The following is a 25,494-nucleotide window of genomic DNA, read 5'->3' on the forward strand; positions in this document are numbered from 1 at the left end:
GGGATCCCGCCCCCGGATCATGGTTCCGGGGGCCGGCGGCGGAGCGGATCAGGGCTTGCGCAGCCCCGCGAACGCCGTACGCACCACGGCCTCGGCGACCTCGTCACGGCTCACCGCGCCACCCCGCCCCGGCCGGTACCACTCCACAATCGAGTTGATCATGCCGAAGAGCAGGCGGGTGGCCAGCCGGATGTCCACGTCGTCCCGCAGGTCGCCGTCGGCGGCGGCCTGCTTGAGCAGGTCGGACACCTCGTGGTCGAACTCCCGGCGGCGCTCCATCGCCCACCGCTCGGTGTCCGTGTTTCCGCGCACCCGCAACAGCAGCGTCACATAGGGGAGTTCGTCCATCAGCACCTCGGCCACGCGCCGGGTGACATGCTCCAGCCGCTCGATCGCCCGCCCCTGGAGGGCGCCCGGCTCCTCCAGCACGCCGAACAGCCCGTCCAGCGCACGGCTTATGGCGCGGTGCAGCAGCTCTTCCTTGCTGCGCACATGGTGGTAGATCGAGGACTTCGAGATACCGGCCGCCTTGGAGAGGTGCTCCATGGACGTGCCGTCGTAGCCGCGCTCGATGAACACCTCGACGGCGACCGCGAGCAGCGAATCAGGCGTATAGGTGTCGCGCTTGGCCATGGTCATGATTAGAGCACCAATTCCTCGAGGTCTGCACGGCGCCTCAGCGCCCAGGACGGTGCGTAGCGGCCACCGGCATCCTGGTGGTGCATCGAATCCAGCAGATCCCATACCCAGTGGGCGCCCAGCTGCTCGACCCATTCCATGGGGCCACCGGGATAGTTCACTCCCAGCCGCATGGCCGTGTCGATGTCCTCGGGGGTCGCGACCCCACGGGCCGCGGCGTCCACGGCGAAGTCGATGATCATCGCGATCGTCCGGGCGACGATCATTCCCGGCACGTCCTCGATCACGCTGACCTGCTTACCCAGCGCCTGGAACAGCCCGACAGCCTCCGCGAGGTCCTCCTCGGAGACCGCCGACGAGGCCGCCAGGGCGATCCGGGTCGCGGCACGGTAGTCCAGGGACAGGTCGAAGCGGATGTAGTTCTCGTAGACGCGGGTCGTGGCCGGATATCCGTTGGTCAGCGCCAGACAGGCCCCGCCGGGAAGACGGAGGAAACCCTCCGACACCCCCGCCGTGCGGTCGCGGGTGACCTTGATGCCCGCCTCCTCGATGAGCTCGCGCAGCACCACCGCGGGGCCGGGCAGCTTCGCGTGCAGGCCGACGGCCTCGGGCGCCGGGCAGGGCTCCGCGGTCCGCGGTTCCGGCCGGCGGGCGCCCTCGGAGTAGTCGAACCATCCACGCCCCGCCTTACGGCCGTGCAGCCCGGACTCGACCAGCCGGCGCTGCGCCAGGGAGGGGGTGAACCTCGGGTCCTGGAAGAAGGCCTGCCACACGGAGTGGGTGACCGCCTCGTTCACGTCCTGCCCGATGAGGTCGGTCAGCTCGAAGGGCCCCATCTTGAATCCGGCGCCCTCCCGCAGCACCGCATCGATGGTGGCGGGGTCGGCGACCCGCTCCTCGTAGGCCCGCAGGGCTTCGGCGTAGAAGGGGCGGGCGATGCGGTTGACGATGAAGCCGGGGGTGTCGGCGCAGCGCACCGGCCGTTTCCCCCAGGCCTCGGCGGTGTCGTACGCCGTGGTGGCGGCCGCCTCGTCGGTGGCGAAGCCGCTGATCACCTCGACCAGGGGGAGCAGCGGCGCGGGGTTGAAGAAGTGCAGTCCCACGCAGCGGCCGGGGTGGCGCAGCCGGCCCGCTACCGCGGTCACGGACAGCGAGGAGGTGTTGGTGGCCAGCAGGCAGTCCGCCGCCACGATGTCCTCCAGGGCGGTGAACAGCTCCTGCTTGGCGGGAAGTTGCTCCAGGATCGCCTCGATGACCAGCGCGGCGTCGGCCAGCTCCGCGAGGTCGGTGGCGGGGGAGAGGCGCGCGCGGGCGGCGTCCCGCTCGTCCGCCGGGATCCGGCCTTTCTCGACGAGCCGGTCCAGCCGCCGTTCGATCTCCTCGGCGGCCTGCCCGGCGCGCCCGGGGGCGGTGTCATAGAGGAGTACGCGATGGCCGGCGACCAGCGCCACCTGCGCGATGCCCTGTCCCATGGTGCCGGTGCCCACCACTGCCACGGTGCTGCTGGTCCCGAGTGCCGTCATGCCAGCTGATCCTCCCCGACCGACTTTTCCACAGGCTGGCCGGGCCCTCTTGCCCCGACCGATCGTTCGGTTACTCTAACTCCGTTGCCTTGTCCGCTCCCAGCCCTTATCCACTCTCCGCCCGGCTCGACGAGGAGTTGGTCATCGATGGCCGCCGAAATGACCGCAGCGCAGTTGATCGAGAAGCACCGCCCGACCCTCGACCAGACGCTGGAGGCGATCCGCACCCGCGCGTACTGGTCCCCGCACCCCGAGCACCCGAAGGCGTACGGCGAGACCGCCGCGCCCGACGGGCTGGCCGCCTTCGAGGCGCTGCGCGGCAAGCGGTTCGAGCTCGACCAGCCCGGCACGGACGACTGGACGGGCGAGGAAGTCTCGCCGTACGGCCCGGAGTTGGGCATCAGCTATCCGCATCCGGATGTGGACGAGCTGCTGCCGGCCATGCGCGCCGCGCTCCCCGTCTGGCGGGACGCCGGTCCCGAGACGCGGGCGGCGGTGTGCCTGGAGATCCTGGCCCGGATCAGTGCGCGCACCCATGAGTTCGCGCAGGCCGTGATGCACACCAGCGGCCAGGCCTTCATGATGGCGTTCCAGGCGGGCGGGCCGCATGCCCAGGACCGCGGCCTGGAGGCGGTGGCGTATGCGTACGCCGAGCAGGTCCGCACCCCGCAGCAGGCGCCGTGGTCCAAGCCGCAGGGCAAGCGTGACCCACTCGAGCTGTCCAAGAGCTTCACGGCCGTACCGCGCGGTGTCGCCCTGGTGATCGGCTGCAACACCTTCCCGACGTGGAACGGCTATCCCGGCCTGTTCGCCTCTCTGGCGACCGGCAACCCGGTGCTCGTCAAGCCGCATCCGCGCGCCGTGCTGCCGCTGGCGCTGACCGTCAAGGTGGCCCGCGAGGTGCTCACCGAGGCCGGTTTCCCCGCCGACCTGGTGTGCCTGGCCGTGGACAAGCCGGGTGAGGGCCTGGCCAAGACGCTGGCCGTCCGCCCCGAGGTCCGCATCATCGATTACACCGGCTCGACCGCCTTCGGCGACTGGCTGGAGACGCATGCCCGGCAGGCGCAGGTCTTCACGGAGAAGGCCGGCGTCAACACCGTCGTCATCGACTCGACCGGCGACTACAAGGGCATGCTCAGCAACCTCGCGTTCTCGCTGTCGCTCTACAGCGGCCAGATGTGCACCACCCCGCAGAATCTGCTGATCCCGCGCGACGGCATCAGCACGGACGCCGGCCCGAAGTCGTACGACGAGGTGGTCAGCGACCTCGCGGGCGCGGTGAGCAGCCTGCTGGGCGATGACGCACGGGCCAACGCCCTGCTGGGCGCCATCGTCAATCCGCAGGTCAAGGAGCGGATCGACGCGGCGGTCGGGCTCGGCGAGGTGGCGCTGCCCTCCCGTGAGGTGGCGAACCCCGAGTTCCCCGGGGCCACGGTCCGTACGCCGGTGATCGTCAAGCTGGACGGCGCCAAGCCGGACGACGAGGCGGCCTATCTGTCGGAGTGCTTCGGCCCGGTGTCCTTCGCGGTGGCGGTCGATTCCGCGGCCGACGCGGTGGATCTGCTGCGGCGCACCGTCCGCGACAAGGGCGCCATGACGGTCGGCGCGTACACCACCTCGCCCGAGGTCGAGCAGCTGGTGGAGGAGGCCTGCCTGGAGGAGTGCGCCCAGCTGTCGCTGAACCTGACCGGCGGGGTCTATGTGAACCAGACCGCGGCGTTCTCGGACTTCCATGGTTCGGGCGGCAACCCGGCGGCCAATGCGGCGCTGTGCGACGGCGCCTTTGTGGCGAACCGCTTCCGGACGGTGGAGGTGCGCCGGCCGGCGTGACCGGCGCGGGCCGGGCCCGGGACCTGTTCCGGGCCCCACCGGGCCGCCGGCGGGGCCCAGGGGCCGTCAGAGGCCGCCCGGCCCCTCGATCCGCGCATGGCGGCCGATCCAGGCGTGCATCGCGATGGCGGCCGCGGCCCCCGCGTTGATCGAGCGGGTCGAGCCGAACTGCGCGATCGAGCAGACCAGCGAGGCGTGCCGGCGCGCTTCATCGGTCAGCCCCGGCCCCTCCTGGCCGAACAGCAGCACACAGCGGCGCGGCAGCTCGGTCGTCTCCAGCGGTACGGCGCCGGGGAGATTGTCGATCCCGATGATCGGCAGCTCCTCGGCCGCCGCCCAGGCGGTGAGGTCGGCGGTGTCCGGGTGGTGGCGGACGTGCTGGTAGCGGTCGGTCACCATCGCGCCGCGGCGGTTCCAGCGGCGCTGCCCGACGATATGGATCTCCTTGGCCAGGAACGCATTCGCGGTCCGGACGACCGAGCCGATGTTGAAGTCGTGGCCCCAGTTCTCGACGGCCACATGGAAGTCATGGCGGCGGGTGTCGAGGTCGGCGACGATCGCCTCGCGCGTCCAGTAGCGGTATTGGTCGACGACATTGCGGCGGTCGCCGTGCGCGAGCAGCTCGGGGTCGAACCGCTCGTCCTGCGGCCAGGGCTGCGGATGCGGTCCGACGCCGATCTGGGGCCCGTACCCCTCGTCGTACTGGAGGGGCTCGGCGGGGGCGGTTTTCTCGCTGCTCACCCCACGAGCGTATGGCCACCGCCGCTGTGCTCCGTACGGGCGTCCGGCTCACCGCCGCCGGAACCGCCCACCGGACGGGCCGGTCCGCCGCGTGAGAACAGCCGTGCGCGCAGGCGGGAGATCCTCCCGGAGATCCAGGTCAGGAATGTGGTCGGCAGGAAGACCGCGTCCGCGGTGATCATGGCGAGCGAGAAGAACGGCAGCCCCAGCAGGAACGCGATCGAGAGGTGCTCACAGATCATCGCGACCAGCAGCACATTCTTCAGCCGCCGGTTGAAGAGCGTGAACGGGAAGGCGACCTGCACGATCACCGTGCCGTAGGTGATCAGCATGATCATCACGCCGTTGCCGCCCATCAGCTCGGACAGCGCCGGCCAGGGGGAGAAGTAGTCCAGGTGCATCGGGAAGTAGACCGCGGTGCCGTCCTGCCAGCGGCTGCCCTGGATCTTGTACCAGCCGGCGGTGGCGTAGATCAGGCAGACCTCGACCATGATCACCAGCAGTGCGCCGTTGTGGGCGAGCTTGGCGAGGGTGTCCAGTACGACGCGGGGCTCGCCGGGCGCGTACCGCTGCACCGCCCACCACAGACCGTGCGTCGCCCACAGCCCCCACAGCACCAGGCTCCAGCCGATGTGCGGGAAGGGGCCGTGCTCGAACCAGCTGAGGCCGTAGTTGCCGCCCAGCTGGGCGACGGCCAGGGCGAGGCCGAGCACGGCCCACAGGATGACGCCGGGAAGATCGCGGGAGCCGTGGGGAGCACCACCGGGTTCGTCCGCGGCGGCCGCCGCCCGCTTCGCCCGGCGCGCGTCCAGCGACCAGACCTGCCCGCAGCGGGTCAGCACGAGATACATCGACATCAGGTGGATGACGTTGTCGCCGCCGTCCCCTATGAAGATGCTGCGGTTCTGCAGCGAGATGACGCCGACCATGAAGAGCACCGACATGGTCCGGGTGCGCCAGCCGAGCATCAGCAGGGCGCCGGCCGCGATGGCCATCAGGTAGACGCACTCGAACCAGCCGCGGCCGTCGGACCAGGGCAGCACGGAGAAGGCGTGGTTGCCGCTCAGCAGCCGGCGCGCCATGTCCAGGCTCCAGGGGCTGTCGGGCCCGTAGAGGACCGCGCGGTGCGGCCATTCCCGCAGCAGGAAAAACAGCCAGGCCGCCGAGAAGCCGATCCGGATCACGGCGGTCTGGTACGGAGCCAGCGCCCGGCCGGTGACATACCGGAAGCCGCGGCCGATGGCCCGCTCGATACGGGTCTCTTCGTAGGGAGTGGGCTCCTGGGGAGCCTGTGGTGCCTGCGCTTGCGAAGGCACGTCGGTCGGCTCCGTGGGGAGCTCGGGCTGCTGTGCGCCGGGCGTTGGCTGAGGCTGCTGGGGCTTCGGTGACGTCACTGGTTGTTCGCCCCCTCGGGCAGGTCGTCTGCGGTGACCTGCCACCAGGGCAGTACGCGGAACACGGGCTTGTCGCTGATCTTCTCGGAGCTCCACGGCGGCGGGCGGACCGCCGTCGTCTGCGAGCGGACCTGAATCCGCTCGATCCGGCCGCCGCTCCTGGTCCACTCGCCCTCCATCCGGAGCAGCACGATCCGCCGGATGTAGCGCTCGGACAGCTCACCGCGCAGGCCGACCGGGCGGTTCTGCGCGTTGTGGGTGTTGAGGAAGAGTTCCCATCCGCGGCGCAGCTGGTTCTGCTGGGTGTGGCTGGGCAGCGGGTTGTGGAGGATGGCCCGGCCGTCGCGGGCGGTCAGATCGGTCCAGCCGGTGGTCCGCGCGGCGCCGCCCTCGGTGCGCAGCTGTGCGCGAACCTGAACGTGTGTGTTCTGCTGGAGCGGATTGGGTGCGAACAGCTTCCAGTTCTGCTCGTACTCGGGATAGACATAGTCGCTGATCAGGGCGCCCTGCTGTTTGCTGAGCGTGTTCGACGGCGCGACGTGCAAGAACATCATGGCGACATGCACCGCGACGGCGACCGCGACGGCACAGGCCGCTGTTCCGATGATGATCCGCGAGGGCAGCGAGAGCGCGGCCAGTGGCCGCGGTTCGTCCCCGTATGGCTGCATTCCCGCCCCGTTCCCAGAATCCAAGCGGCTGACTCCGCTTCGGAACCGTACCTAGGCGGCCCGGCCGGGCACACCTCCCCCGAGTTATCCACAGGCTTGACACCCGGGGTCCGCCCACTCACCATTGAACCGAACGATCGGTCGGTCGGGAGCAGCGAGGGGGCACCACATGACGACGATCGCGCCGGAAGAGACGGCCCGAGAGGCCGTATTCGACGCCACCGTGGCCGCGGAAGAGCGCATCGAACCGCGGGACTGGATGCCGGACGCCTACCGCTCGACACTCGTGCGGCAGATAGCGCAGCACGCCCACTCCGAGATCATCGGCATGCAGCCCGAGGCCAACTGGATCACCCGGGCGCCGTCCCTGCGCCGCAAGGCGATCCTGATGGCGAAGGTGCAGGACGAGGCCGGCCACGGCCTGTATCTCTACAGCGCCGCCGAAACCCTGGGCACCGGCCGCGACGAGCTGCTCGACAAGCTGCACTCCGGCCGCCAGAAGTACTCCTCGATCTTCAACTACCCGACCCTGACCTGGGCCGACGTCGGAGCCATCGGCTGGCTGGTGGACGGCGCGGCGATCACCAACCAGGTCCCGCTGTGCCGGTGTTCCTACGGCCCCTACGCCCGCGCCATGGTCCGCATCTGCAAGGAGGAGTCCTTCCATCAGCGCCAGGGCTACGAACTCCTGCTGACCCTCAGCCGCGGCACCGAGGCACAGCACGCCATGGCGCAGGACGCGGTGGACCGCTGGTGGTGGCCGTCCCTGATGATGTTCGGCCCGCCGGACGACGAGTCGTCACACTCCGCGCAGTCCATGGCCTGGAAGATCAAGCGGCACTCCAACGACGAGCTGCGCCAGCGCTTCGTGGACATCTGCGTCCCCCAGGCCGAGGCCCTCGGGCTGACGCTCCCCGACCCGGATCTGACGTGGAACGAGGAGCGCGGTCACTGGGACTTCGGCCCGATCGACTGGGCCGAATTCCGCGAGGTCCTCAAGGGCAACGGCCCCTGCAATGAACAACGGATCAGCCGCCGGCGGCAGGCCCATGAGGAAGGCGCCTGGGTGCGCGAAGCAGCCGCCGCCCACGCGGCCAAGCACGGGAAGGCCACCCGATGACCACACCACGCCCCGCCGAACCCAGCGCCGCCGCCGCGCCCACCGACTGGCCCCTGTGGGAGGTCTTCGTCCGCAGCCGCCGCGGCCTCTCGCACACCCACGCCGGCAGCCTGCACGCACCGGACGCCGAGATGGCGCTGCGCAACGCCCGCGACCTCTACACCCGCCGCTCGGAAGGCATCTCCATCTGGGTGGTGCCCTCGGCGCAGGTCACCGCCTCTTCGCCGGACGAGAAGGACGCCTTCTTCGAGCCGGCCGGCGACAAGCCCTACCGCCACCCGACCTTCTACGAGATCCCGGACGGGGTGCATCACCTTTGATGAACATCACCGCCACCCCGGCCCTGCCCCTCGGGGACGACGCCCTGATCCTCTCCCACCGCCTGGGCGAGTGGGCCGGCCACGCCCCGGTCCTGGAGGAAGAGGTCGCCCTGGCCAATATCGCGCTGGACCTGCTCGGCCAGGCCCGCGTGCTGCTCTCCCTGACCGGCGACGAGGACGAGCTGGCCTATCTGCGCGAGGAGCGGCAGTTCCACAACCTCCAGCTCGTGGAACAGCCCAACGGCGACTTCGCCCACACCATCGCCCGCCAGCTCTACTTCTCCACCTACCAGGAGCTGCTGTTCGACCATCTCGCCGCAACGGAAAGCGAGTTGGCACCACTGGCCGGGAAGGCCGTCAAGGAGGTCGCCTACCACCGCGACCACGCCCACCAGTGGACGCTGCGCCTGGGCGACGGCACGGACGAGAGCCACGCCCGGATGCAACGCGCCCTGGATTCCCTGTGGCAGTTCACCGGCGAACTCTTCGAGCCGGTGGACGGACTGGAAACGGTGCCCTGGTCGGCCCTGGACGACAGCTGGACCACCCGCATCACCGCCACCCTGGAACAAGCCACCCTCACCATCCCCGAAGGGCCCCGGCACGGCGCCTGGCGGGCCGGGGCGGGCCGCCAGGGACTGCACACCGAATCGTTCGGACGGCTGCTGGCCGAGATGCAGCACCTCCACCGCAGCCACCCGGGGGCGACATGGTGACCACCACCGCCCTCGAAGAGGAACTGCTGGCGCTGGCCGGCTCCGTTCCCGACCCCGAGCTGCCGGTCCTCACCCTCGCCGAGCTGGGCGTGCTGCGCGGCGTGCAGCTCACGGCCCCCGGCCGGGTCGAGGTGCAGCTCACCCCGACGTACACCGGCTGCCCCGCCATCGAGGCGATGTCGGCCGACATAGAGCGGGTGCTGCACGACCACGGCATACCCGACGTCGAGGTGCGTACGGTCCTCAGCCCGCCGTGGACCACGGACGCGATCACCGCCGAGGGCCGCCGCAAGCTCGCCGAATTCGGTATCGCGCCGCCACGCCCCACCGGACCGGCCGGCGGACCGGTCGCCGTCGACCTCACCATCCGCTGCCCCCACTGCGGATCGACCGACACCACCCTGCTGAGCCGGTTCTCCTCCACAGCGTGCAAGGCACTGCGCCGCTGTGAGTCCTGCCGCGAACCCTTCGACCACTTCAAGGAGTTGTGATGTTCCACCCGCTCCAGGTCCGGGAGATCGAGCGGCTCACGGACGACGCGGTGGCCGTCACCTTCGCGGTCCCGCCCGAGCTGCGCACGGCCTTCCGGCACACCCCCGGGCAGCACATCGCGCTGCGCAGATCGGTCGACGGCCAGGAGATCCGCCGTACGTACTCCATCTGCACCCCCGCCACCGACCAGCCCGTACTGCGCGTGGGCATCCGGCTGGTCGAGGACGGTGCGTTCTCGACGTACGCCCTCAAGGAACTGGCGGTCGGCGACACGGTGGACGTCATGGCCCCGGCAGGCCGGTTCACCCTCGAACCGCGCCCCGGCCACTTCGTCGGAATCGTCGGCGGCAGCGGCATCACCCCCGTGCTGTCCATCGCCGCCACCCTGCTCGCCCAGCAGCCGGACGCCCGCTTCTGCCTCATCCGCAGCGACCGTACGGCGGCGTCGACGATGTTTCTGGAGGAGGTGGCCGACCTCAAGGACCGTTATCCGCAGCGCTTCCAGCTCATCCACACCCTCTCCCGCGAGGAACAGCAGGCCGGCCTGCCCTCCGGCCGCCTGGACGAGGCCCGGCTCCGCTCCCTCCTGCCCGCGCTCCTGAAGATCGACTCCGTCGACGGCTGGTACCTCTGCGGCCCTTACGGCCTGGTCCAGGGCGCCGAACGCGCCCTGCGCGCCCTCGATGTGCCTCGCACCCACATCCATGAAGAGATCTTCCACGTCGACAACGGCACACCGGCCGCCCCCGCAGCCGCCACTCCCGCGCACAGCACCGTGACCGCCACCCTCGACGGCCGCTCCGGAAGCTGGCCCGTCCACGACAGCGAATCGCTGCTCGAAGCAGTCCTGCGCAACCGCGCGGACGCCCCGTACGCCTGCAAGGGCGGCGTCTGCGGCACCTGCCGCGCCTTCCTGGTCTCGGGCGAGGTCCGTATGGACCGCAACTTCGCCCTGGAATCCGACGAGGTCGACGCCGGTTACGTGCTGGCCTGCCAGTCCCACCCGGTCACGGAGAAGGTCGAGCTGGACTTCGACCGATAAGACCGCCCCGATCGGGTCAGCCCCACGAGCCGGGCGCGGACGCCACACCGGTCGCCGCCCCGGCCGCCACCCCAGGGCGGCGTCTCAGCCCTGGGCGCCTCTCGCTGCCGGGGACCCGTGCCCAGCCGCATCCGGGAGGCCGCCTGAGCCGCTTCGCCACGGCGAGGTCCCGGCTTCACCGCCGAGGACCGGCCGCTGGTCCGCGTGCTCCGAAGCCCGGCGTCGGCAACCGGATCCGGCATCGGCGTCGGCCTGCGCGTCGGCTTCGGCTTCGAACTTCGGCTTCGGCCTCGGCCTCGTTCCGGAGGTACCAACATCGAGGCGGTCACCGAAGCCGGCGCTGGCCGGAGCCCGTAAGCACGGCCCACTCGCTCCCCACCCGCCCCCTTGCCCGCCCTCAACTCCCTCGCCCTTCCGCCGCCTCCGCCATTCCCAATTCCTGCAACCTGTTCTACCTTGACGCTTCGTCAGATCGAGGCGCCGCGTGGGAGGACAGAGCAGTGGACTTCACCTTCACCGAGGAGCAGCAGGCCGCCGTCGAAGCGGCGAGGGCCGTCTTCTCGGGGGTCGCTCCGGACCGTGTGCCCAGCCCGGCCCTCACCCCCGGTGCGATCGCCGACGACTTCGACCGCACGCTCTGGCACAAGCTCGCCGAGGCCGATCTGCTGAGCCTGCCGATCGCGCCCGAGCACGGCGGCGCGGGCCTGGACCCGATCGCGCTCTGCCTCGTACTCCGCGAGTCGGCCAAGGTGCTGGCACGGGTACCACTGCTGGAGGCCGGAGCCGCCGCGCTCACCCTCCAGCGTTATGCGGCCGACGAACTCTGTGCGGAGGTGCTCCCCCGGATCGGTGCCGGGGACCTCGTCGTGACCGTCGCCGCCCACGGCCGCACCGGCCACGAACCGGCCGACCTTGCCGTGGAAGCCCATCAGGAAGGCGCCGAGTGGGTCCTCGACGGCGTCCAGACCGCTGTCCCCTGGGCCCGGACCACGGACCGGGTCCTGCTCCCCGCCCACACCCCCGAAGGCCACACCGTCCTCGCCCTCGTCCCCCGCACCCACCCCGGCGTCACGCTCGACGACCAGGTGTCCACCAGCGGAGAGCCGCTCGCCGAGGTCCGGCTGGATTCCGTACGCATCAGCGCCCGGGAAGTGGTCACCGACCCCGCCGCCTGGGACTCGCTGCGCCACGTTCTGACCACCGGCATCTGCGCACTCGCCCTGGGGCTCGGGGAACGCGTACTGGCCATGACCAGCGACTACACCAGCAAGCGCGAACAGTTCGGGTTTCCGGTGGCCACCTTCCAGGCCGTCGCCTGCCAGGCCGCCGATCGCTTCATCGACCTGCGCGCCATGGAGGCCACGCTCTGGCAGGCCGCCTGGCGCATCACCACCGAAGCGACCGGCCCGCTACCGATCGCCGGTGATGTCGCGGTCGCCAAGATCTGGGCCTCCGAGGGCGTACGCCGCGTCGTCCAGACCGCCCAGCATCTGCACGGTGGCTTCGGCGCCGACACCGATTACCCGCTGCACCGCTACCACGCCTGGGCCAAGCAACTCGAGCTCTCCCTCGGCCCCGCCGCCGCCCACGAGGAGTCCCTCGGCGAGCTGCTCGCGGCACACCCGCTGGGCTGAGCAGAGTACGAGGCGGAGCGTGTGCTGGGGCGGCGGGCGCCGGGTCGCCGTAACGGCGCCGGGTTTCAGGCTTCTGGCCACGGGCCGCCACGGGCCACGGATGGCGACCGCCGACCGCCGCATGCTCCGTCAACAGTCCGGACGACCATCCAGCGCGGCCTCCGTCGACCACCACGGAGCAGGCGACTGACGACTGTTCGGGGGCTGATGACTGTCCCGGGGGGGGACGGCCGCCCGACAGCCCAGCTCCCCAGCTCTCCGGCTAGATGACCGAGCCCGAGCCGCCCTTGCCGTCCGAGACGGGACGGCCGGCGGCCTCCCATGCCTGCATGCCGCCCGCGACGTTCACCGCGTCGACGCCCTGCTGGATCAGATACTGCGCCACCTGTGCCGAGCGCCCGCCGACCCGGCACAGCACGTACACCTTGCCGTCCTGGGGAGCCGCCTCGGTCAACTCCCCGTAGCGGGCGACGAATTCACTCATCGGGATGTGCAGCGCGCCCTCGGCGTGCCCCGCCTCCCACTCGTCGTCCTCGCGCACATCCAGGAGGAAGTTCTCCGACGTGAGAGCGTCGACACCGACCGTGGGCACAGAACCAAATTGCATGGTCCCGACGCTACCCGACCAGCTGCGCGAGGTACGTCTCGCGTTCCGCGACATCGGCGAGCAGCTTCTCGGCGATCTCGTCCAGCAGCGCGTCCGGGTCCTCCGGCGCCATCTTGATCATCGCGCCGATCGCGCTCTCCTCCAGCTCGGCGGCCATCGCGGCCAGCAGCTCCTTGCGCTCGGCCAGCCACTCCAGCCGCGCGTAGAGCTCCTCGCTCTCGCTGAGCCGCTCCTCGACCGGCGCGGGGCCGGCTTCCCACTCCCGCGCCAGCTCGCGCAGCACCGTCTCATCGCCCTGGGCGTACGCCATGTTGACCCGTGCGATGAAGGCGTCCCGCCGCGCACGCTCCGCGTCGTCCCGCGCCAGGTCCGGGTGGGCCTTGCGCACCAGGTCGCGGTAGACCTTGCGGGCCTCTTCACTGGGCCGCACCTTCTGCGGCGGCTGCACCGACTGCTCGGTGAGCATCGCCTGGGCCTCGGGAAACAGCCCGTCCGCCCCCATCCAGCCGTGGAACAGCTCCTCGACCTCCGGCATCGGCAGCACCGACGCCCGCGCCTCCCGCGCCTTACGGAGGTCCGCGGGGTCGCCCGTACGCGCCGCCACCGCCTCGGCGATCTGCGCGTCCAGCTCGTCCAGCCGTGCGTACATGGGGCCGAGCCGCTGGTGGTGCAGGCGGGAGAAGTTCTCCACCTCCACCCGGAAGGTCTCCACCGCGATCTCGAACTCGATCAGCGCCTGCTCCGCGGCCAGCACCGCCTTCGCCAGCCGCCGGGTCGCCTCGTCCTGAGCCGCGGTCGCCTGCTCGTCTGGCACACCACCCGGCTCGGGCGCTGCCTCGGCCTGGCCAACCCCCGGCTCGGATCCCGCTCCGGCCTGGCCGACGCCCGCATCGGACCCCACCTCGGCCCGATCGACGCCCTGATCAGGCCCTGCCGCGGCCTGGCCCACGGGTGGATCGGTGTGGGCCCCGCGGCCGAGGTCCGACCCTTCCGAGCCCGCGACTTGATCCTCCGGACCGTCGTCGTGCCCGAGCTGGTCGCTCTGCCCGCCGTCGCGGGCGTCCGGTGCCTGCGGGTCGGCCTGGGCGTCCGGGGTGCCCGGTACGTCCGGTCGGTGCTGGCCGTCCTGCGCGTTCTCCGCGTGCGAGTTCGTCACCCGGCCAGCGTACGGCCCCGCCGGGCGAGGCCCTCCACGGCCATTCAATCGCTTCCAGCTAGCCCTGGGGCCCCCTCCCCCCCCCAGCCCGCCCCACCTACCTCCCACCGCCAACGAACCCCAAGCCCCCACACCCCGACCAGACCGCCCCAAACCCCCAACAGCCCCGGGCCCACCAAGCCCACGCCCCCAACAGGCCCCCAAGCCCCCGAGTCCCCGGGGCCCCAGGCCCCCGGGCCCCAACCAAGCCCAAGCCCCGCCAAGCCCCCAACCGACCACCGAGCCCGAGCCCGAACCGACCACCCATCCCCAGCCCGCCAACACCCCAAGCCCACCGGCACCCCACCCAAGCCCCGGCCCCGGCCCCGGCCCCAGCCCCGAGCCCGCGCGCGCCCGCCTCCCTTCCCCTCACACCCCCATCTCTGCCTCAACCCGCCCGTTCTTCACCGCCGCTGTCAGTGCCGCGTGGTCCGCTTCCGTGCGGTCCGCGTAGGAGACCGCGAAGGTGGCTATGGCCTCGTCCAGTTCGTCGTTCTTGCCGCAGTAGCCGGCCAGCAGGCGCGGGTCGGCGCTGTGGGAGTGCGCACGGGCCAGGAGGGCACCGGTCATCCGGGCGTAGTCGTCCATCTGGTCGCCGGACAGCTGCGTCGGGTCCACGCTGCCCTTGCGGTTTCTGAACTGGCGGACCTGGACCGGCAGCCCCTCCTGTGGGCCGCGGCCCGAGGCCGCACCACCCGTGCCCGTCGACGCCATGCCCTGCACCGTCGTCCAGCCCAGCAGGATGTCGCTGACCACCTGCATCCGGCGCTGCCCGAGCACCACCCGGCGGCCCTCGTGCACCACCGACGGCACCGGGAAGCCGGCCTTCTCCGCGAAAGGCGCCAGCGCCGAACTGCGTGCCTCCTTCACCTGCAGGACCAGCGGCTCGCCCCGGTGGTCCAGCAGCAGCACCACATAGGACCGCAGGCCCACACTGCCCGTGCCGACCACGCGGAAGGCCACGTCGTGCACCGCGTACCGGGCCAGCAGGGGCAGCCGGTGCTCGGCGACCGTGTCCAGATAGCCGGTGAGGGACGCGGCCACGGCTGCTGCCTCCGCATCCGGCACCCGCCGCAGCACCGGCTGGGCATCCACGAACCGGCGGCCGCCGTCCGCCGTCGGCTCCGTCGCCTTGGCCGCGAACCGCGCGCTGGTGTTCTTGCGGGCCTTCTCCGCGACCCGCTCCAGCGTTCCCAGCAGATCCCGGGCGTCGGCGTGCGAGACCAGCTCCTCGTCGGCGATCGCGTTCCACGCCCCGATGACCGGCAGCTTGGCCAGCAGCCGCATCGTGTGCCGGTAGGAGCCCGCCACGTCCAGCGCCGCCTTGCGGCAGTCGTCCTCGTCGGCACCGGCCTCCCGGCCGGCCAGCACGATCGACGTCGCGAGCCGCTTCAGATCCCACTCCCACGGCCCGTGCAGGGTCTCGTCGAAGTCGTTGAGGTCGATGACGAGGCCGTCGCGGGCGTCGCCGTAGAGGCCGAAGTTGGCGGCGTGCGCATCTCCGCATATCTGCGTGCCGATGCCGGTCACCGGGCCGGCGGCCAGGTCGTACGCCATCAGGCCCGCGGAGCCACGGAGGAAGGCGAAGGGGCTCACGGCCATCCGCCCGACCCGTATCGGCGTCAGCTCGGGCAGCCGGCCGGCGTTGGACTCCTCGACCGCCGCGACCGCGTCCGGCCGCCCGTCCGCGATCGACAGCACGGCCTGCCCGGAACGCGGGAGCCGCTCCCGCAGCGCCCGCCCGACGGCCTTGGGCGACGGCCCCTGTGCATCCGGATGGGCAAACCCCGGTACGTACGGCACACGCGGCATAGCGGCCACCTCCCCCTTCACGACCTGTGTCCGGTCTTCACGATCTGTGTCCGGTGTTCTTGATGTCCCTGTGCTTCAGCTTCAGTTTCTCTGTGTACTGCGTTCGTCCGCGCGCCGGGCGCGTCCGGCCTGCCGACGTGCATGACGTTACCGAGGTCCTGGCGCGGCCCGCAGAGCCTGTGGATAACTCTCCGGACGGCTAGACGCCCACCGCCTCCTCCATCTCCTGCTCCCTCTCGCCCACCAGCTCCGCGGCCGCCTCCGCGGGCCCGTGACCCGCCCCCGCTGCTCCCCCTGCGGTCCGCACCGGCCGGCCGCTCCGTTCCGGAGCCGGGTCCGGCACCGTCGCCGCCACCGCGGCCGCCGCCACCGCCGCGGCATGGGCCGCCGCCTCCGCCTCCGCGGTACGCCGCCGCTTCTCGGCCAGGGCCGCCGCCCCGACCGTCACCAGGCCGACGACCAGCCACCACACCAGCGTCCAGACGTGTCCCGACAGTCCGTAGCCGTCGAAGTAGACATGGCTGCGGGTGCCCTCCACGAAGCCCGCACCGTTCCAGAACGAGTGCAGCGCCGCGAAGAACCCGTTCTGCATCTCGGGGCGGAAGATCCCGCCGGAAGACGTGAAGTTGAGCATCACGAAGAGGGTCATCACACCGAGCGTCGTCCAGCGCCTGAGGAAGGTGTGCAGGCCGGTGCCGATCAGCAGAATGCCCGCGGAGTAGAGCCAGGCCATGCCCCACAGGCCGCCGAGACCGTGGTCGACGAGGTGGAAGACCGGGCCGGCGAACGCCGTCCCGATGAGGCCGACGACGAAGGAAGTGCCGAGGGCCAGCGCCGCCCGCAGCCGGAGCGGCAGCACGGCTCCGGCGCCGCCGATCACCGCGACCGAGGCGTACGAGCCGATGCTGATCGCGACCAGCAGGAAGAAGATGCCCTGACCGGTCGGGTCGTCCTCGGCGGTCGGCGCCACGTCCGTGACCTTCAGCGGGGCGCCCTGTTGCGCCGCGATCGGGGTGAAGACCTTCTGGACGACGGTCGCGCTGGTGTCGGAGGCAGCCGTCGCCACCAGCAGCTCGGGCGCCGGCTTCCCCGGTCCTGCCGCCCCGCCGGCACCGGACGTACCCGCTGACGCACGCAACGCACCCGCCTCACCCGCCTCACCGGCCCTGTCCGCCCCGTGCGAGGCCCTGTCCGCCCCGTGCGAAGCCCCCTTCGCCACAGACGCATCCGCCGTGCCCCCCGTGTCCGCCGCACCCTTCGCACCATGCGCACCATGCGCAGAGATCACATACGCGCCGAAGATGTCCTGGTGCTTGAGCCGTTCGACCGCCGCCGACCGGTCACCGACGGTCCGTACGTCCAGGTCACCGCCCGCCTTGTCGTTGATCGACTGGGCGAGCAGCTGGGCGCTCCGACCCTGTCCGACGACCGCGACGGGCAGATGGTGCGGCGCGGGGTGCGCGAAGGCACCCAGATACGCCAGTCCCATCCCGACGCACATCAGCAGCGGGGTGATCAGGTGCGTCAGGACGTGACGCAGCCCGGTGGCGTGGCCGCCGCGCGCGGCACGGTGCTCGTTTCGGTGATCGGGACGTCGGACCGTACTCATGGGCCAGGCCTTCTCAAGCTCGTCGGATCAGCTGTCGCCATCAGGTGGCCGGAACCAGTAGTTGGCTATTACAACTCTTGAACCACGTTGTACTATACAACTACCTCTACGAAAGGCAACCCGTGGCTCACCGCGAGGACTCCGTCGAGACCATCCAGCAGGAGATGACCGCGTTCGCCCGCCGGGCCCGCGCGACCGCCGCCCGGATGCATCCCGAGCTGTCGCTGGTCTCCTACACCCTGCTTGCGCACCTCGATGACCAGCAGGGATGCCGCGCCACGGACCTCGCGGCGCACTACTTCCTGGACAAGTCCACGGTCAGCCGGCAGATCGCCGCACTGGAGAAACTCGGCTTCGTCGAGCGCCGCGTCGACCCGGAGGACCACCGCGTCCAGGTGCTGCACCCCACCGAGAAGGGCGCCCAGGTGCTCGCCAATGTCACCGCCAGCCGCCGCCAGGCGTTCCACGAGCGGCTGGCCGACTGGGACGAGGAAGACCTCGACCGCTTCGCGACCTACCTGCGCCGCTACAACGCCGCACAGGAACGGCTGGGGTAAGACAGCCACCCGAGCACCACCCGAGCGCGCCCCACACGAGTACGCACCCAAAGACGGAAGCCGCCGCCACCGCCCGCCGACACCCCACCCCGCGGCGCCTACTTCCGGAACTGCTCCGGACACTGCCCGCCGTCGGCGAGGTAGGTCTCCGCCCAGCGCCCCAGCTCCTTGAGCGCGGGCTCCATCGCCAGACCGGCCTCCGTCAGCCGGTACGAGACCCGCAGCGGCGGCCCCGCGTCCACCTCGCGGACGACCAGACCGGTCGCCGCGAGCTCCATGAGGCGGTCGGAGAGCATCCGCTCACTGATCCCGGGGATGGCCCGCCGCAGATCGGCGAAGTGCACCGGACCCGGCATCAGGGTCGCGACGATCAGCCCCGTCCAGCGCTTCCCGAACAGCTCGAAGACGCGCGTCATCCCGCCGTCGACCTGCCTGCACATCGCCTCGCCGTGGTCCGCCATATACCCAGAGTACCGCCTTCCCGTTGGCTACTGCGGAAAAGTAAGTTCCTGTGCTATCAATAGGGACGTACGGAATTCAATCAGTGGCCGCGCACCGCCCGGCCGCCTACCGAAGGACCGATTCCCATGGCCACGCTTCTGCTCATCGACTCCTCCGTCTTTCCCGAGGGCGGCTCCGCCTCCCGTTCGGTCACCGCGGCCTTCCGCAAGGCCTGGGAGGAGCAGCACCCCGACGGCACCGTGATCCACCGCGACCTGGCCGCCGAGCCGCTGCCGCACCTCGACGGCGTCGGCACCTCCGCCGGCTTCTCCGACCCGGCCACCCACACCCCCGAGCAGCAGGAGGCCTTCGCACTGCGCGTGAAGCTCGCCGAGGAGCTGGAGCAGGCCGACGCGATCGTCATCGGCGCCCCGATGTACAACTTCACAATCCCCTCCACGCTCAAGGCGTGGCTCGACCAGGTGATCATCATGGGCCGTACGGCGGGGGAGCAGCCGTCGGCCAAGGGCACCCCGGTCACCGTCGTCGCCAGCCGCGGCGGTTCCTACGCGCCCGGCACGCCCCGTGAGTCCTTCGAGTACGTCCAGAACTACCTGGAGGCCGTGCTGAACGGCGGTCTGGGCCTCGAGGTCGACTTCATCGTCCCCGAGCTGACCATGGCCCCGAACAACCCGGCGATGGCCGAGCTGATCCCGCTGTACGAGACCTCCCGCGACAAGGCCCACGAGGACGCGGCGGCCAAGGCCAAGGCTCTCGTCGAGCGCCTCGCCGCCTGAGCCCGGCCGAGACCCGAGCCCGGGGAGTGGGCTGCCGGCACGGCTTCCCACGGACTGACGCAGCCACCTCCCGGCGGGCGGCCGCCCGTATGGCATCGCCACCCACGCGCCCGCCCCGGGGGCACCGGGCCACGCGGCTCCTCCGCCCCGTGCCCACGTCCCCGGGGCCCCCGCCTCACTCCGGGCGCGAGGACACCTCCCGTACCGGCGCCCTCCCCACGCCCACCGCCACCAGTGCCCCCACGGCGAGCGTCCCGCCCAGCCACATCACACCGACCGCGCCCCAGCCGTCCGCGGCCCGCCCGCCGGCCAGCGCCCCCAGTGCGATAGCCCCGTTGAACACCGCCACGAACAGTGCGGAGGCCGCCTCGCGGGCACCCGGTGCGGCCGCCATCAGCCAGGTCTGCGTGCTGACCGAGACACCCCCGTAGGCCAGCCCCCATACGGCCACCACGACAGCCGCACCCGGCACCCCTGCCCCGCGCCCCACCAGCGGCATCAGCAACACCGCCCCCGCGAGCACTCCGCAGATCACCAGCAACGCCGCCCTCGGTGACCGCGCCGCCCCGGCCCCGGCCAGGAAATTCCCGGCCAGACCCGCGAGGCCGAACGCCAGCAGCAGCGTGCTGATCTGCCCGGCCTCCGCACCGGCCACCTCCTCCAGCACCGGCCGCACATAGGTGTACGCCGCGAAGTGCCCGGTCACCAGGAGCGCCACCAGGACGAGCCCGGTCCGTACGGGGGCGCCGCGCAGCACGGCCAGCACCCCGTTCAGCCGCACCGCGGCGGCCTCCGGCAGCGGCGGCAGCAGCACGGCCAGTGCGACCGCGACCGCCCCGCAGACCACGGCCATCGCCCCGAACGCCGTTCGCCGGCCGCCCAGTTCGCCCAGGAAGGTGCCGGCCGGCACACCCAGTACGGACGCCGCCGCGACCCCGCTGAAGATCAGGGACGTCGCCGCCGCCACGCTCCGCGCGGGCACCAGCCGCACCGCGAGCCCCGCCGCGATCGCCCACACCCCGCCCATTCCCAGCCCCACCAGCACCCGTGCCACCAGCAGCACCACGACATTCGGCGCATACGCCGCCAGCAGATTGGCCGCCGCCAGCGTGCCCATCAGGGCGACCAGCACCGCCCGCCGGTCCCGCCGCCCCACCAGCATCGTCAGCAAGGGCGCCGACACCGCCGCGACCAGGCCCGTAACCGTCAGCGTCAGCCCCGCCGTACCGGCCGAGATCCGCAACTCCCGGCCGATCGGGGTCAACAGCCCCACCGGCAGCATCTCCGACGTCACCACCGTGAACGTCGCCGCGGCCAGCGCCCCGACCGCCGGCAGGCCACCGCCCCGCTTCCGCCCCGACTCCGCTGCTCGCGCGGCCACTTCGGCGCCACGGGCCGCCGCCCCGCCCTCGATGTTCGTCATGCCCCCAGCCAACGCCCGCACCGCCGGGGGAACAACGGCCCACTTCTCACCCTTCTATGAGCAGGACTCATCGATCCACCGCGCAGACCACCGCCCGATCCCCGGAGGAGCCCCATGAGCGGCCCGCCCGCCGCGACCGCCGGCCTGCCCGCCCCCGGCCTCGAACTCCGCGAGCTGGAATGCTTCCTCGTCCTCTCCGAGGAGCTGCATTTCGGCCGCACCGGTGAGCGGCTGTATGTCTCGCAGAGCCGCGTCAGCCAGCTGCTGCGCGCCCTGGAGTCGCGGATCGGCGCCCGCCTAGTGGACCGCACCAGCCGGCGGGTCCGCCTCACCCCGCTCGGCGAGGAGTTCCGTACGTCGCTGCGCCCCGCCTACGACGCGCTGCGCACCACCGTCGAGAGCGCCCGCAGCGCCGCCCGCGGGATCGAGGGCCGCCTGACGATCGGATTCCAGGGCACCGCGGACGACCGCATCATGCGGGCCATCGACGTCTTCCACCGCCGTCACCCGGGCTGCGCCACCGAGATCGTCGAGATCCCGCTGTGCGATCCCTTCGGCGCGCTGCGCGGCGGCGCGGTCGACGCCGCCGTGACGCTCCTGCCCGTCGCCGAGCCCGATCTCACCCTCGGCCCCGTCTTCCCGGCCCAGCAGCAGACCCTCGCCGTCTCCGTACGGCATCCGCTGGCGTCCCGCGCCTCGATCGGCGCCGAGGATCTCGCCACCGTCCCGCTGGTCTCCCCGGCCGGCCCGGCGCCGGCCTACTGGCGCACGGCCCACGCCCCGGCCGCCACGCCGCAGGGCCGTCCGATCTCCGCGGGGCCCGGCGTCAGCACGCTGCAGGAGGGCCTCACCCTCGCCGCGGCCGGCCGCGGCGGCATGCTGCTGTGCCGCCCCACCGCCGACTACCACGGCCGCCGCGACCTCGTCTTCGTCCCCGTCACCGGCCTGCCGGGTTCGGTCCTGGGGCTGGTCCACCACACCGCCCGGGAAACCGCCCGGGTCCGCGCGTTCCGTACGGTCGTCACGGAGATCGCCGGGTGACGGAGGCCACGGCGGGGCGGAAGCGGCCACGGCGAGGGCGGCGGCGGGCGCGGATGTGAGGTAGGCCTCAACGGGCCGGCCGAGACCTGCCCGTGAGGGCGTCCCTCACCGCGTCCGTGACGTACCCAACAACGTGATGAAGACAACGAAAGACCCCCGGTCTCCGGATTTCTCCGGAGACCGGGGGTCTCATCTGTGCGCGAGGGGGGAGTTGAACCCCCACGCCCTTTCGGGCACTGGAACCTGAATCCAGCGCGTCTGCCTATTCCGCCACCCGCGCATGGGTGCTGCCGGTTGATTCTCTCACGTGATCCGGGCTGTTCCGTCCGGGTCTTGTGCGAGCGCCTGCCGACATCCAGAACACTAGCACGCTGTCGGGGGTGCCTTCACACGCCTTTCCCCCGGTCCCCGCCCTGCGGCAACCCGGGCGGCACCCCGCCTCACCCCGGGCATTCGCGGAGCGCTGCCCAGAGGGTTCACACTCGCGGTAGCTGCAAACAGAGTGAGGGCCACCCGGGCCGGCCGGGGCGCCCGACCCCGCGCCATGTCCGACTCCGGCACCCGCCCGCCCGGAGTGGTCGGCGGTTGCGGGACACTGTTTGCGGGGCACATCTACGATCGCAGTGCACGAGCAGTGGGCAAGGAGCAAGCAAGCACCGGGCAACCCTGTGAGGGGCGACACTCGTCCTCAAGGCGGGAAAGGGGAACCAGCCGATTTCCCGACGCGTGGATACGATCAGTAAGCAGTATCAGGACGACTCGATCAGGACGACCCCGACGAAGACTGAGGAAGGAGGTGCCCCGTGGGAGTACTGAAGCGTTTCGAGCAGCGGCTCGAAGGTCTCGTCAACGGCACCTTCGCCAAGGTGTTCAAGTCCGAGGTGCAGCCCGTTGAGATCGCCGGCGCGCTGCAGCGCGAGTGCGACAACAACGCCACCATCTGGAACCGCGACCGCACGGTCGTCCCCAACGACTTCATCGTCGAGCTGAGCACCCCCGACTACGAGCGGCTGAGCCCCTACAGCGGGCAGCTCGGCGACGAGCTCTCCAGCATGGTCCGCGACTACGCCAAGCAGCAGCGGTACACCTTCATGGGCTCGATCAAGGTCCATCTGGAGAAGGCCGACGATCTCGACACCGGCCTGTACCGCGTGCGCAGCCGCACGCTCGCCTCCAGCTCGTCCCAGGACCAGCCGGGCCCCGCTGCCGACCGCCGCTCCGCCGCGATGCCTCGCGGCGGCCAGCCCGGCGGCGGCCATGTGAGCCCGCCCCCCATGCCTTCGTCCCCGCCTCCCGGCGGCGCACAGTCCGTACCCCGTACGGCACCGCCCGGTGCAGGACCGCAGCCCCAGGCACAAACCAGGCGCTGGATCGAGATCAACGGCACCCGCCATCAGATCTCCCGCCCCACGCTCGTGCTGGGCCGCAGCACCGACGCTGACGTACGGATCGACGACCCGGGTGTCTCCCGGCGTCATTGTGAGATCCGGGTCGGAACGCCCCCCATGATCCAGGATCTGGGTTCCACGAACGGCATCGTGGTAGACGGGCAGCACACCACTCGCGCTAATCTCCGCGACGGCTCGCGGATTGTCGTGGGCAGTACCACCATCGTTTACCGGCAAGCCGAAGGGTGAAGCGGGGGCAATGTCAGAGCTGACCCTCACGGTCATGCGGTTGGGTTTCCTCGCCGTACTGTGGCTGTTCGTCATCGTGGCCGTTCAGGTCATCCGCAGCGATCTGTTCGGCACGCGCGTCACACAGCGCGGTGCCGCCCGTCGCGGCGGACAGGAACCGCGTGCGCAGCGGCAGGCTGCCGCGCCACCGCAACAACAGCGCCGCCAGGAAGGCGGACGCGGCAACAACAACCGGCAGCGCCGAGGAGCCCCCACGAAGCTCGTGGTCTCCGAGGGCTCGCTGACCGGCACCACCGTCGCCCTCCAAGGCCAGACCATCTCCCTGGGCCGTGCGCACGACTCCACGATCGTGCTGGACGACGACTACGCGTCCAGCAGGCATGCCAGGATCTACCCGGACCGTGACGGCCAGTGGATCGTCGAGGACCTCGGTTCCACCAACGGCACGTACCTGGACCGGACCCGACTGACGACCCCGACACCGATTCCGCTGGGAGCCCCGATCCGCATCGGCAAGACCGTCATCGAGCTGCGGAAGTAGTACGACAATGAGCGAGCGGAGCGAGCGAGCCGCGGCGGTCCACTCGGCGGACCCGGGCGTGCTCCCGACCGGAGGGTGGGCAGTGTGGCTCGAAGAGACCGGCTGTACCCCGAGCCGACGGGTGAGGTGCGCATGAGTCTGTCACTGCGCTTCGCCGCCGGATCGCACAAGGGCATGATCCGCGAGGGCAACGAGGACTCCGGCTACGCCGGGCCACGGCTGCTCGCCATCGCCGACGGCATGGGCGGCCAGGCCGCCGGTGAGGTCGCCTCCTCCGAGGTGATCTCCACACTCGTCCAGCTCGACGACGACGTCCCGGGCTCCGACCTCCTCACCTCCCTGGGCACGGCCGTCACGCGCGCCAATGACCAGCTGCGGGTGATGGTCGAAGAGGACCCCCAGCTGGAGGGCATGGGCACGACCCTGACCGCCCTGCTGTGGACCGGGCAGCGACTCGGGCTCGTCCACGTCGGCGACTCGCGTGCGTACCTGCTGCGCGACGGCGCCCTGACCCAGATCACCCAGGACCACACCTGGGTGCAGCGGCTGGTCGACGAGGGCCGGATCACCGAAGAGGAAGCCACCACCCATCCGCAGCGGTCGCTGCTGATGCGGGCGCTGGGCAGCGGCGATCATGTCGAGCCCGATCTGTCGATCCGCGAGGTGCGCGCCGGCGACCGGTATCTGATCTGCTCGGACGGGCTGTCCGGGGTGGTCAGCCACCAGACGCTGGAGGAGACCCTCGCCAGCTACCACGGGCCGCACGAGACGGTGCAGGAGCTGATCCAGCTCGCTCTGCGCGGCGGCGGACCCGACAACATCACCTGCATCGTCGCCGACGTCCTGGACGTGGACGGCAACGAAACGATGGCCGGGCAGCTCAACGACACCCCGGTCATCGTCGGCGCCGTCGCGGAGAACCAGCACCAGCTCAGCGACCCGAGCACGCTGCAGACCCCCGCCGCCCGGGCCGCCGAACTCGGCCGGCCCGGCGGACCGAACCCGGGCGCCCCCGGTGCCTTCGGACCGCCCGGCAGCGGTGACCCGGAGGTCGGCGGACCGCCGCAGGGCTCGTTCGGCGCGTTCATGGACGAGGACTTCGTCAAGCCGCGGCGGCGCGGGCGGTGGCTCAAGCGGTCACTGCTCATCGCGCTGGCGCTGGCCGTCGTGGGCGGCGGCTGCTACGCGGGCTACAACTGGACGCAGACCCAGTACTTCGTCGGTGCCAAGGACGACCACGTCGCGCTCTACCGGGGCATCAGCCAGGACCTCGCGTGGATCAGGCTCAATGGCGTGGACGAGGACCACCCCGAGATCGAACTCAAGTACCTGCCGCAGTACCAGCGGAATCAGGTCAAGGAGACGATCGCGGTCGACAGCCGCACTCAGGCGGGAGAAAAGGTCACCGAATTGAGTAAGCAGGCCAATGCCTGCCGTACCAAGGAGCAGCGGGAGGCCGCCGAGCGTGACGCGGCGCGTCACCCGGGCCACGGCCAGACGGGCACACCGAGCAAGCCCGGCTCTCCGTCAGCTTCACCGTCCGGTACGCCGAGCGCCAAGCCCGGCAGCACCGGCAAGAACAGCGGCACCGGCACCGCCGGCGCACTGGCGGCGACCACGTCTCCGTCTCCCAAGGCCACTCCCAGCCAGGCCCCTTCCCAGGAGCAGCAGAAGCTGGAAAAGAATTGCAGCACCCAGCAGTGAGGGCGTAGGGG

The 25,494-nt window shown here is 71.2% G+C and carries 24 protein-coding genes and 1 tRNA gene; 13 read left to right on the forward strand and 12 right to left on the reverse strand.

The genetic code is table 11. From position 1 onward, the window contains the following. Nucleotides 1-48 precede the first annotated feature (48 nt). Nucleotides 49-639: a TetR/AcrR family transcriptional regulator gene (locus NUT86_RS20750; RefSeq protein ID WP_018092708.1), complete on the reverse strand. Its 591-nt coding sequence runs from the start codon at nt 637-639 to the stop codon at nt 49-51. A gap of 2 nt (nt 640-641) precedes the next feature. Next, on the reverse strand, nt 642-2,162 hold the full coding sequence (locus NUT86_RS20755) for a 3-hydroxyacyl-CoA dehydrogenase (RefSeq protein ID WP_274736952.1): 1,521 nt from the start codon (nt 2,160-2,162) through the stop codon (nt 642-644). A 147-nt stretch (nt 2,163-2,309) separates the two neighbouring features. Here NUT86_RS20755 and paaN point away from each other — a divergent pair, with 147 nt between their 5' ends. Beyond that, complete coding sequence (gene paaN / locus NUT86_RS20760) at nt 2,310-3,992, forward strand: phenylacetic acid degradation protein PaaN (protein ID WP_159487435.1); 1,683 nt, start codon at nt 2,310-2,312, stop codon at nt 3,990-3,992. Nucleotides 3,993-4,058: 66 nt separating this feature from the next. Here paaN and NUT86_RS20765 read toward each other — a convergent pair whose 3' ends face one another. From NUT86_RS20765 to NUT86_RS20775, 3 genes are read right to left on the reverse strand one after another with little or no spacing between them, the layout of a single operon-like run. Further along, the gene (locus NUT86_RS20765; RefSeq protein WP_274736955.1) at nt 4,059-4,733 is read right to left on the reverse strand and encodes a TrmH family RNA methyltransferase; all 675 of its coding nucleotides are present in this window, start codon (nt 4,731-4,733) and stop codon (nt 4,059-4,061) included. Continuing rightward, the gene (locus NUT86_RS20770; protein WP_446750775.1) at nt 4,730-6,127 is read right to left on the reverse strand and encodes an HTTM domain-containing protein; all 1,398 of its coding nucleotides are present in this window, start codon (nt 6,125-6,127) and stop codon (nt 4,730-4,732) included. Before NUT86_RS20770 ends, NUT86_RS20765 begins: the two co-directional genes overlap by 4 nt. Beyond that, nucleotides 6,124-6,795, reverse strand: a complete 672-nt coding sequence (locus tag NUT86_RS20775) for a DUF5819 family protein (protein WP_274736959.1) — start codon at nt 6,793-6,795, stop codon at nt 6,124-6,126. The genes NUT86_RS20770 and NUT86_RS20775 overlap by 4 nt, the downstream gene beginning before the upstream one ends. Before the next feature lie 169 nt (nt 6,796-6,964). Here NUT86_RS20775 and paaA point away from each other — a divergent pair, with 169 nt between their 5' ends. The 6 genes from paaA to NUT86_RS20805 all read left to right on the forward strand — a co-directional run bounded on the left by paaA (nt 6,965) and on the right by NUT86_RS20805 (nt 12,119). Continuing rightward, nucleotides 6,965-7,915, forward strand: a complete 951-nt coding sequence (gene paaA, locus NUT86_RS20780; protein ID WP_093640953.1) for a 1,2-phenylacetyl-CoA epoxidase subunit PaaA — start codon at nt 6,965-6,967, stop codon at nt 7,913-7,915. Further along, nucleotides 7,912-8,235, forward strand: a complete 324-nt coding sequence (paaB, locus tag NUT86_RS20785; RefSeq protein ID WP_018092701.1) for a 1,2-phenylacetyl-CoA epoxidase subunit PaaB — start codon at nt 7,912-7,914, stop codon at nt 8,233-8,235. Before paaA ends, paaB begins: the two co-directional genes overlap by 4 nt. Next, nucleotides 8,235-8,951 carry a 1,2-phenylacetyl-CoA epoxidase subunit PaaC gene (gene paaC / locus NUT86_RS20790; protein ID WP_018092700.1) on the forward strand — a complete coding sequence of 239 codons (717 nt, stop codon included), beginning with the start codon at nt 8,235-8,237 and terminating at the stop codon, nt 8,949-8,951. The genes paaB and paaC overlap by 1 nt, the downstream gene beginning before the upstream one ends. Then, nucleotides 8,945-9,442, forward strand: a complete 498-nt coding sequence (paaD, locus tag NUT86_RS20795; RefSeq protein WP_018092699.1) for a 1,2-phenylacetyl-CoA epoxidase subunit PaaD — start codon at nt 8,945-8,947, stop codon at nt 9,440-9,442. Before paaC ends, paaD begins: the two co-directional genes overlap by 7 nt. Next, entirely contained in the window at nt 9,442-10,485 is a 1,044-nt protein-coding gene (gene paaE, locus NUT86_RS20800) for a 1,2-phenylacetyl-CoA epoxidase subunit PaaE (protein ID WP_018092698.1), read from the forward strand. The genes paaD and paaE overlap by 1 nt, the downstream gene beginning before the upstream one ends. A gap of 500 nt (nt 10,486-10,985) precedes the next feature. Continuing rightward, nucleotides 10,986-12,119 carry an acyl-CoA dehydrogenase family protein gene (locus NUT86_RS20805; RefSeq protein WP_274736964.1) on the forward strand — a complete coding sequence of 378 codons (1,134 nt, stop codon included), beginning with the start codon at nt 10,986-10,988 and terminating at the stop codon, nt 12,117-12,119. Between the two features lie 262 nt (nt 12,120-12,381). Here NUT86_RS20805 and NUT86_RS20810 read toward each other — a convergent pair whose 3' ends face one another. The 4 genes from NUT86_RS20810 to NUT86_RS20825 all read right to left on the reverse strand — a co-directional run bounded on the left by NUT86_RS20810 (nt 12,382) and on the right by NUT86_RS20825 (nt 17,342). Further along, a complete protein-coding gene (locus NUT86_RS20810; RefSeq protein ID WP_161206325.1) occupies nt 12,382-12,726 on the reverse strand; it encodes a rhodanese-like domain-containing protein in 345 nt (114 codons plus the stop codon). Nucleotides 12,727-12,736: 10 nt separating this feature from the next. Next, a complete protein-coding gene (locus NUT86_RS20815) occupies nt 12,737-13,882 on the reverse strand; it encodes a J domain-containing protein (protein WP_159487419.1) in 1,146 nt (381 codons plus the stop codon). A gap of 408 nt (nt 13,883-14,290) precedes the next feature. Continuing rightward, complete coding sequence (locus NUT86_RS20820; protein ID WP_274736968.1) at nt 14,291-15,733, reverse strand: DUF2252 domain-containing protein; 1,443 nt, start codon at nt 15,731-15,733, stop codon at nt 14,291-14,293. A gap of 199 nt (nt 15,734-15,932) precedes the next feature. Next, the gene (locus NUT86_RS20825; RefSeq protein WP_274736970.1) at nt 15,933-17,342 is read right to left on the reverse strand and encodes an ABC transporter permease; all 1,410 of its coding nucleotides are present in this window, start codon (nt 17,340-17,342) and stop codon (nt 15,933-15,935) included. Between the two features lie 122 nt (nt 17,343-17,464). Between NUT86_RS20825 and NUT86_RS20830 the strand changes: the two genes are divergently transcribed. Continuing rightward, nucleotides 17,465-17,899, forward strand: coding sequence for a MarR family winged helix-turn-helix transcriptional regulator (locus tag NUT86_RS20830; RefSeq protein WP_018092061.1), 435 nt, complete (start codon nt 17,465-17,467; stop codon nt 17,897-17,899). 98 nt (nt 17,900-17,997) lie between these two features. Here the strand turns inward: NUT86_RS20830 and NUT86_RS20835 are convergent, their stop codons facing one another. Next, nucleotides 17,998-18,360: a winged helix-turn-helix transcriptional regulator gene (locus NUT86_RS20835; protein ID WP_127152013.1), complete on the reverse strand. Its 363-nt coding sequence runs from the start codon at nt 18,358-18,360 to the stop codon at nt 17,998-18,000. Nucleotides 18,361-18,486: 126 nt separating this feature from the next. Between NUT86_RS20835 and NUT86_RS20840 the strand changes: the two genes are divergently transcribed. Further along, the gene (locus NUT86_RS20840; protein WP_159487413.1) at nt 18,487-19,137 is read left to right on the forward strand and encodes an FMN-dependent NADH-azoreductase; all 651 of its coding nucleotides are present in this window, start codon (nt 18,487-18,489) and stop codon (nt 19,135-19,137) included. Nucleotides 19,138-19,312: 175 nt separating this feature from the next. Here the strand turns inward: NUT86_RS20840 and NUT86_RS20845 are convergent, their stop codons facing one another. Beyond that, complete coding sequence (locus tag NUT86_RS20845) at nt 19,313-20,560, reverse strand: MFS transporter (protein ID WP_159487411.1); 1,248 nt, start codon at nt 20,558-20,560, stop codon at nt 19,313-19,315. A 114-nt stretch (nt 20,561-20,674) separates the two neighbouring features. On the opposite strand from NUT86_RS20845, the gene NUT86_RS20850 reads away from it, so the two are divergent. Continuing rightward, a complete protein-coding gene (locus NUT86_RS20850; protein ID WP_274736976.1) occupies nt 20,675-21,601 on the forward strand; it encodes a LysR family transcriptional regulator in 927 nt (308 codons plus the stop codon). A 196-nt stretch (nt 21,602-21,797) separates the two neighbouring features. On the opposite strand, the gene NUT86_RS20855 is transcribed toward NUT86_RS20850, so the two are convergent. Continuing rightward, nucleotides 21,798-21,881 (reverse strand) — tRNA-Leu (locus tag NUT86_RS20855). A 523-nt stretch (nt 21,882-22,404) separates the two neighbouring features. Between NUT86_RS20855 and NUT86_RS20860 the strand changes: the two genes are divergently transcribed. From NUT86_RS20860 to NUT86_RS20870, 3 genes are all read left to right on the forward strand, one after another. Then, nucleotides 22,405-23,238 (forward strand): FhaA domain-containing protein, encoded by an 834-nt coding sequence (locus tag NUT86_RS20860; RefSeq protein ID WP_018092066.1) that lies wholly within the window; start codon nt 22,405-22,407, stop codon nt 23,236-23,238. 10 nt (nt 23,239-23,248) lie between these two features. Beyond that, a complete protein-coding gene (locus NUT86_RS20865; RefSeq protein ID WP_018092067.1) occupies nt 23,249-23,779 on the forward strand; it encodes an FHA domain-containing protein FhaB/FipA in 531 nt (176 codons plus the stop codon). A gap of 132 nt (nt 23,780-23,911) precedes the next feature. Continuing rightward, nucleotides 23,912-25,483, forward strand: a complete 1,572-nt coding sequence (locus tag NUT86_RS20870; protein ID WP_018092068.1) for a PP2C family serine/threonine-protein phosphatase — start codon at nt 23,912-23,914, stop codon at nt 25,481-25,483. The last annotated feature ends 11 nt before the right edge of the window (nt 25,484-25,494 follow it).

Source organism: Streptomyces sp. G7(2002) (assembly GCF_028870195.1).
GTDB classification, from domain to species: Bacteria; Actinomycetota; Actinomycetes; order Streptomycetales; family Streptomycetaceae; genus Streptomyces; species Streptomyces nigrescens.

Coding starts and splice junctions, on each gene's coding strand:
- NUT86_RS20750 (WP_018092708.1), bottom strand. CDS start 639: ATGACCATGGCCAAGCGCGACACCTATACGCCTGATTCGCTGCTCGCG.
- NUT86_RS20755 (WP_274736952.1), bottom strand. CDS start 2,162: ATGACGGCACTCGGGACCAGCAGCACCGTGGCAGTGGTGGGCACCGGC.
- paaN (WP_159487435.1), top strand. CDS start 2,310: ATGGCCGCCGAAATGACCGCAGCGCAGTTGATCGAGAAGCACCGCCCG.
- NUT86_RS20775 (WP_274736959.1), bottom strand. CDS start 6,795: ATGCAGCCATACGGGGACGAACCGCGGCCACTGGCCGCGCTCTCGCTG.
- paaA (WP_093640953.1), top strand. CDS start 6,965: ATGACGACGATCGCGCCGGAAGAGACGGCCCGAGAGGCCGTATTCGAC.
- paaB (WP_018092701.1), top strand. CDS start 7,912: ATGACCACACCACGCCCCGCCGAACCCAGCGCCGCCGCCGCGCCCACC.
- paaC (WP_018092700.1), top strand. CDS start 8,235: ATGAACATCACCGCCACCCCGGCCCTGCCCCTCGGGGACGACGCCCTG.
- paaD (WP_018092699.1), top strand. CDS start 8,945: ATGGTGACCACCACCGCCCTCGAAGAGGAACTGCTGGCGCTGGCCGGC.
- paaE (WP_018092698.1), top strand. CDS start 9,442: ATGTTCCACCCGCTCCAGGTCCGGGAGATCGAGCGGCTCACGGACGAC.
- NUT86_RS20810 (WP_161206325.1), bottom strand. CDS start 12,726: ATGCAATTTGGTTCTGTGCCCACGGTCGGTGTCGACGCTCTCACGTCG.
- NUT86_RS20820 (WP_274736968.1), bottom strand. CDS start 15,733: ATGCCGCGTGTGCCGTACGTACCGGGGTTTGCCCATCCGGATGCACAG.
- NUT86_RS20825 (WP_274736970.1), bottom strand. CDS start 17,342: ATGAGTACGGTCCGACGTCCCGATCACCGAAACGAGCACCGTGCCGCG.
- NUT86_RS20835 (WP_127152013.1), bottom strand. CDS start 18,360: ATGGCGGACCACGGCGAGGCGATGTGCAGGCAGGTCGACGGCGGGATG.
- NUT86_RS20840 (WP_159487413.1), top strand. CDS start 18,487: ATGGCCACGCTTCTGCTCATCGACTCCTCCGTCTTTCCCGAGGGCGGC.
- NUT86_RS20845 (WP_159487411.1), bottom strand. CDS start 20,560: ATGACGAACATCGAGGGCGGGGCGGCGGCCCGTGGCGCCGAAGTGGCC.
- NUT86_RS20850 (WP_274736976.1), top strand. CDS start 20,675: ATGAGCGGCCCGCCCGCCGCGACCGCCGGCCTGCCCGCCCCCGGCCTC.
- NUT86_RS20865 (WP_018092067.1), top strand. CDS start 23,249: ATGTCAGAGCTGACCCTCACGGTCATGCGGTTGGGTTTCCTCGCCGTA.
- NUT86_RS20870 (WP_018092068.1), top strand. CDS start 23,912: ATGAGTCTGTCACTGCGCTTCGCCGCCGGATCGCACAAGGGCATGATC.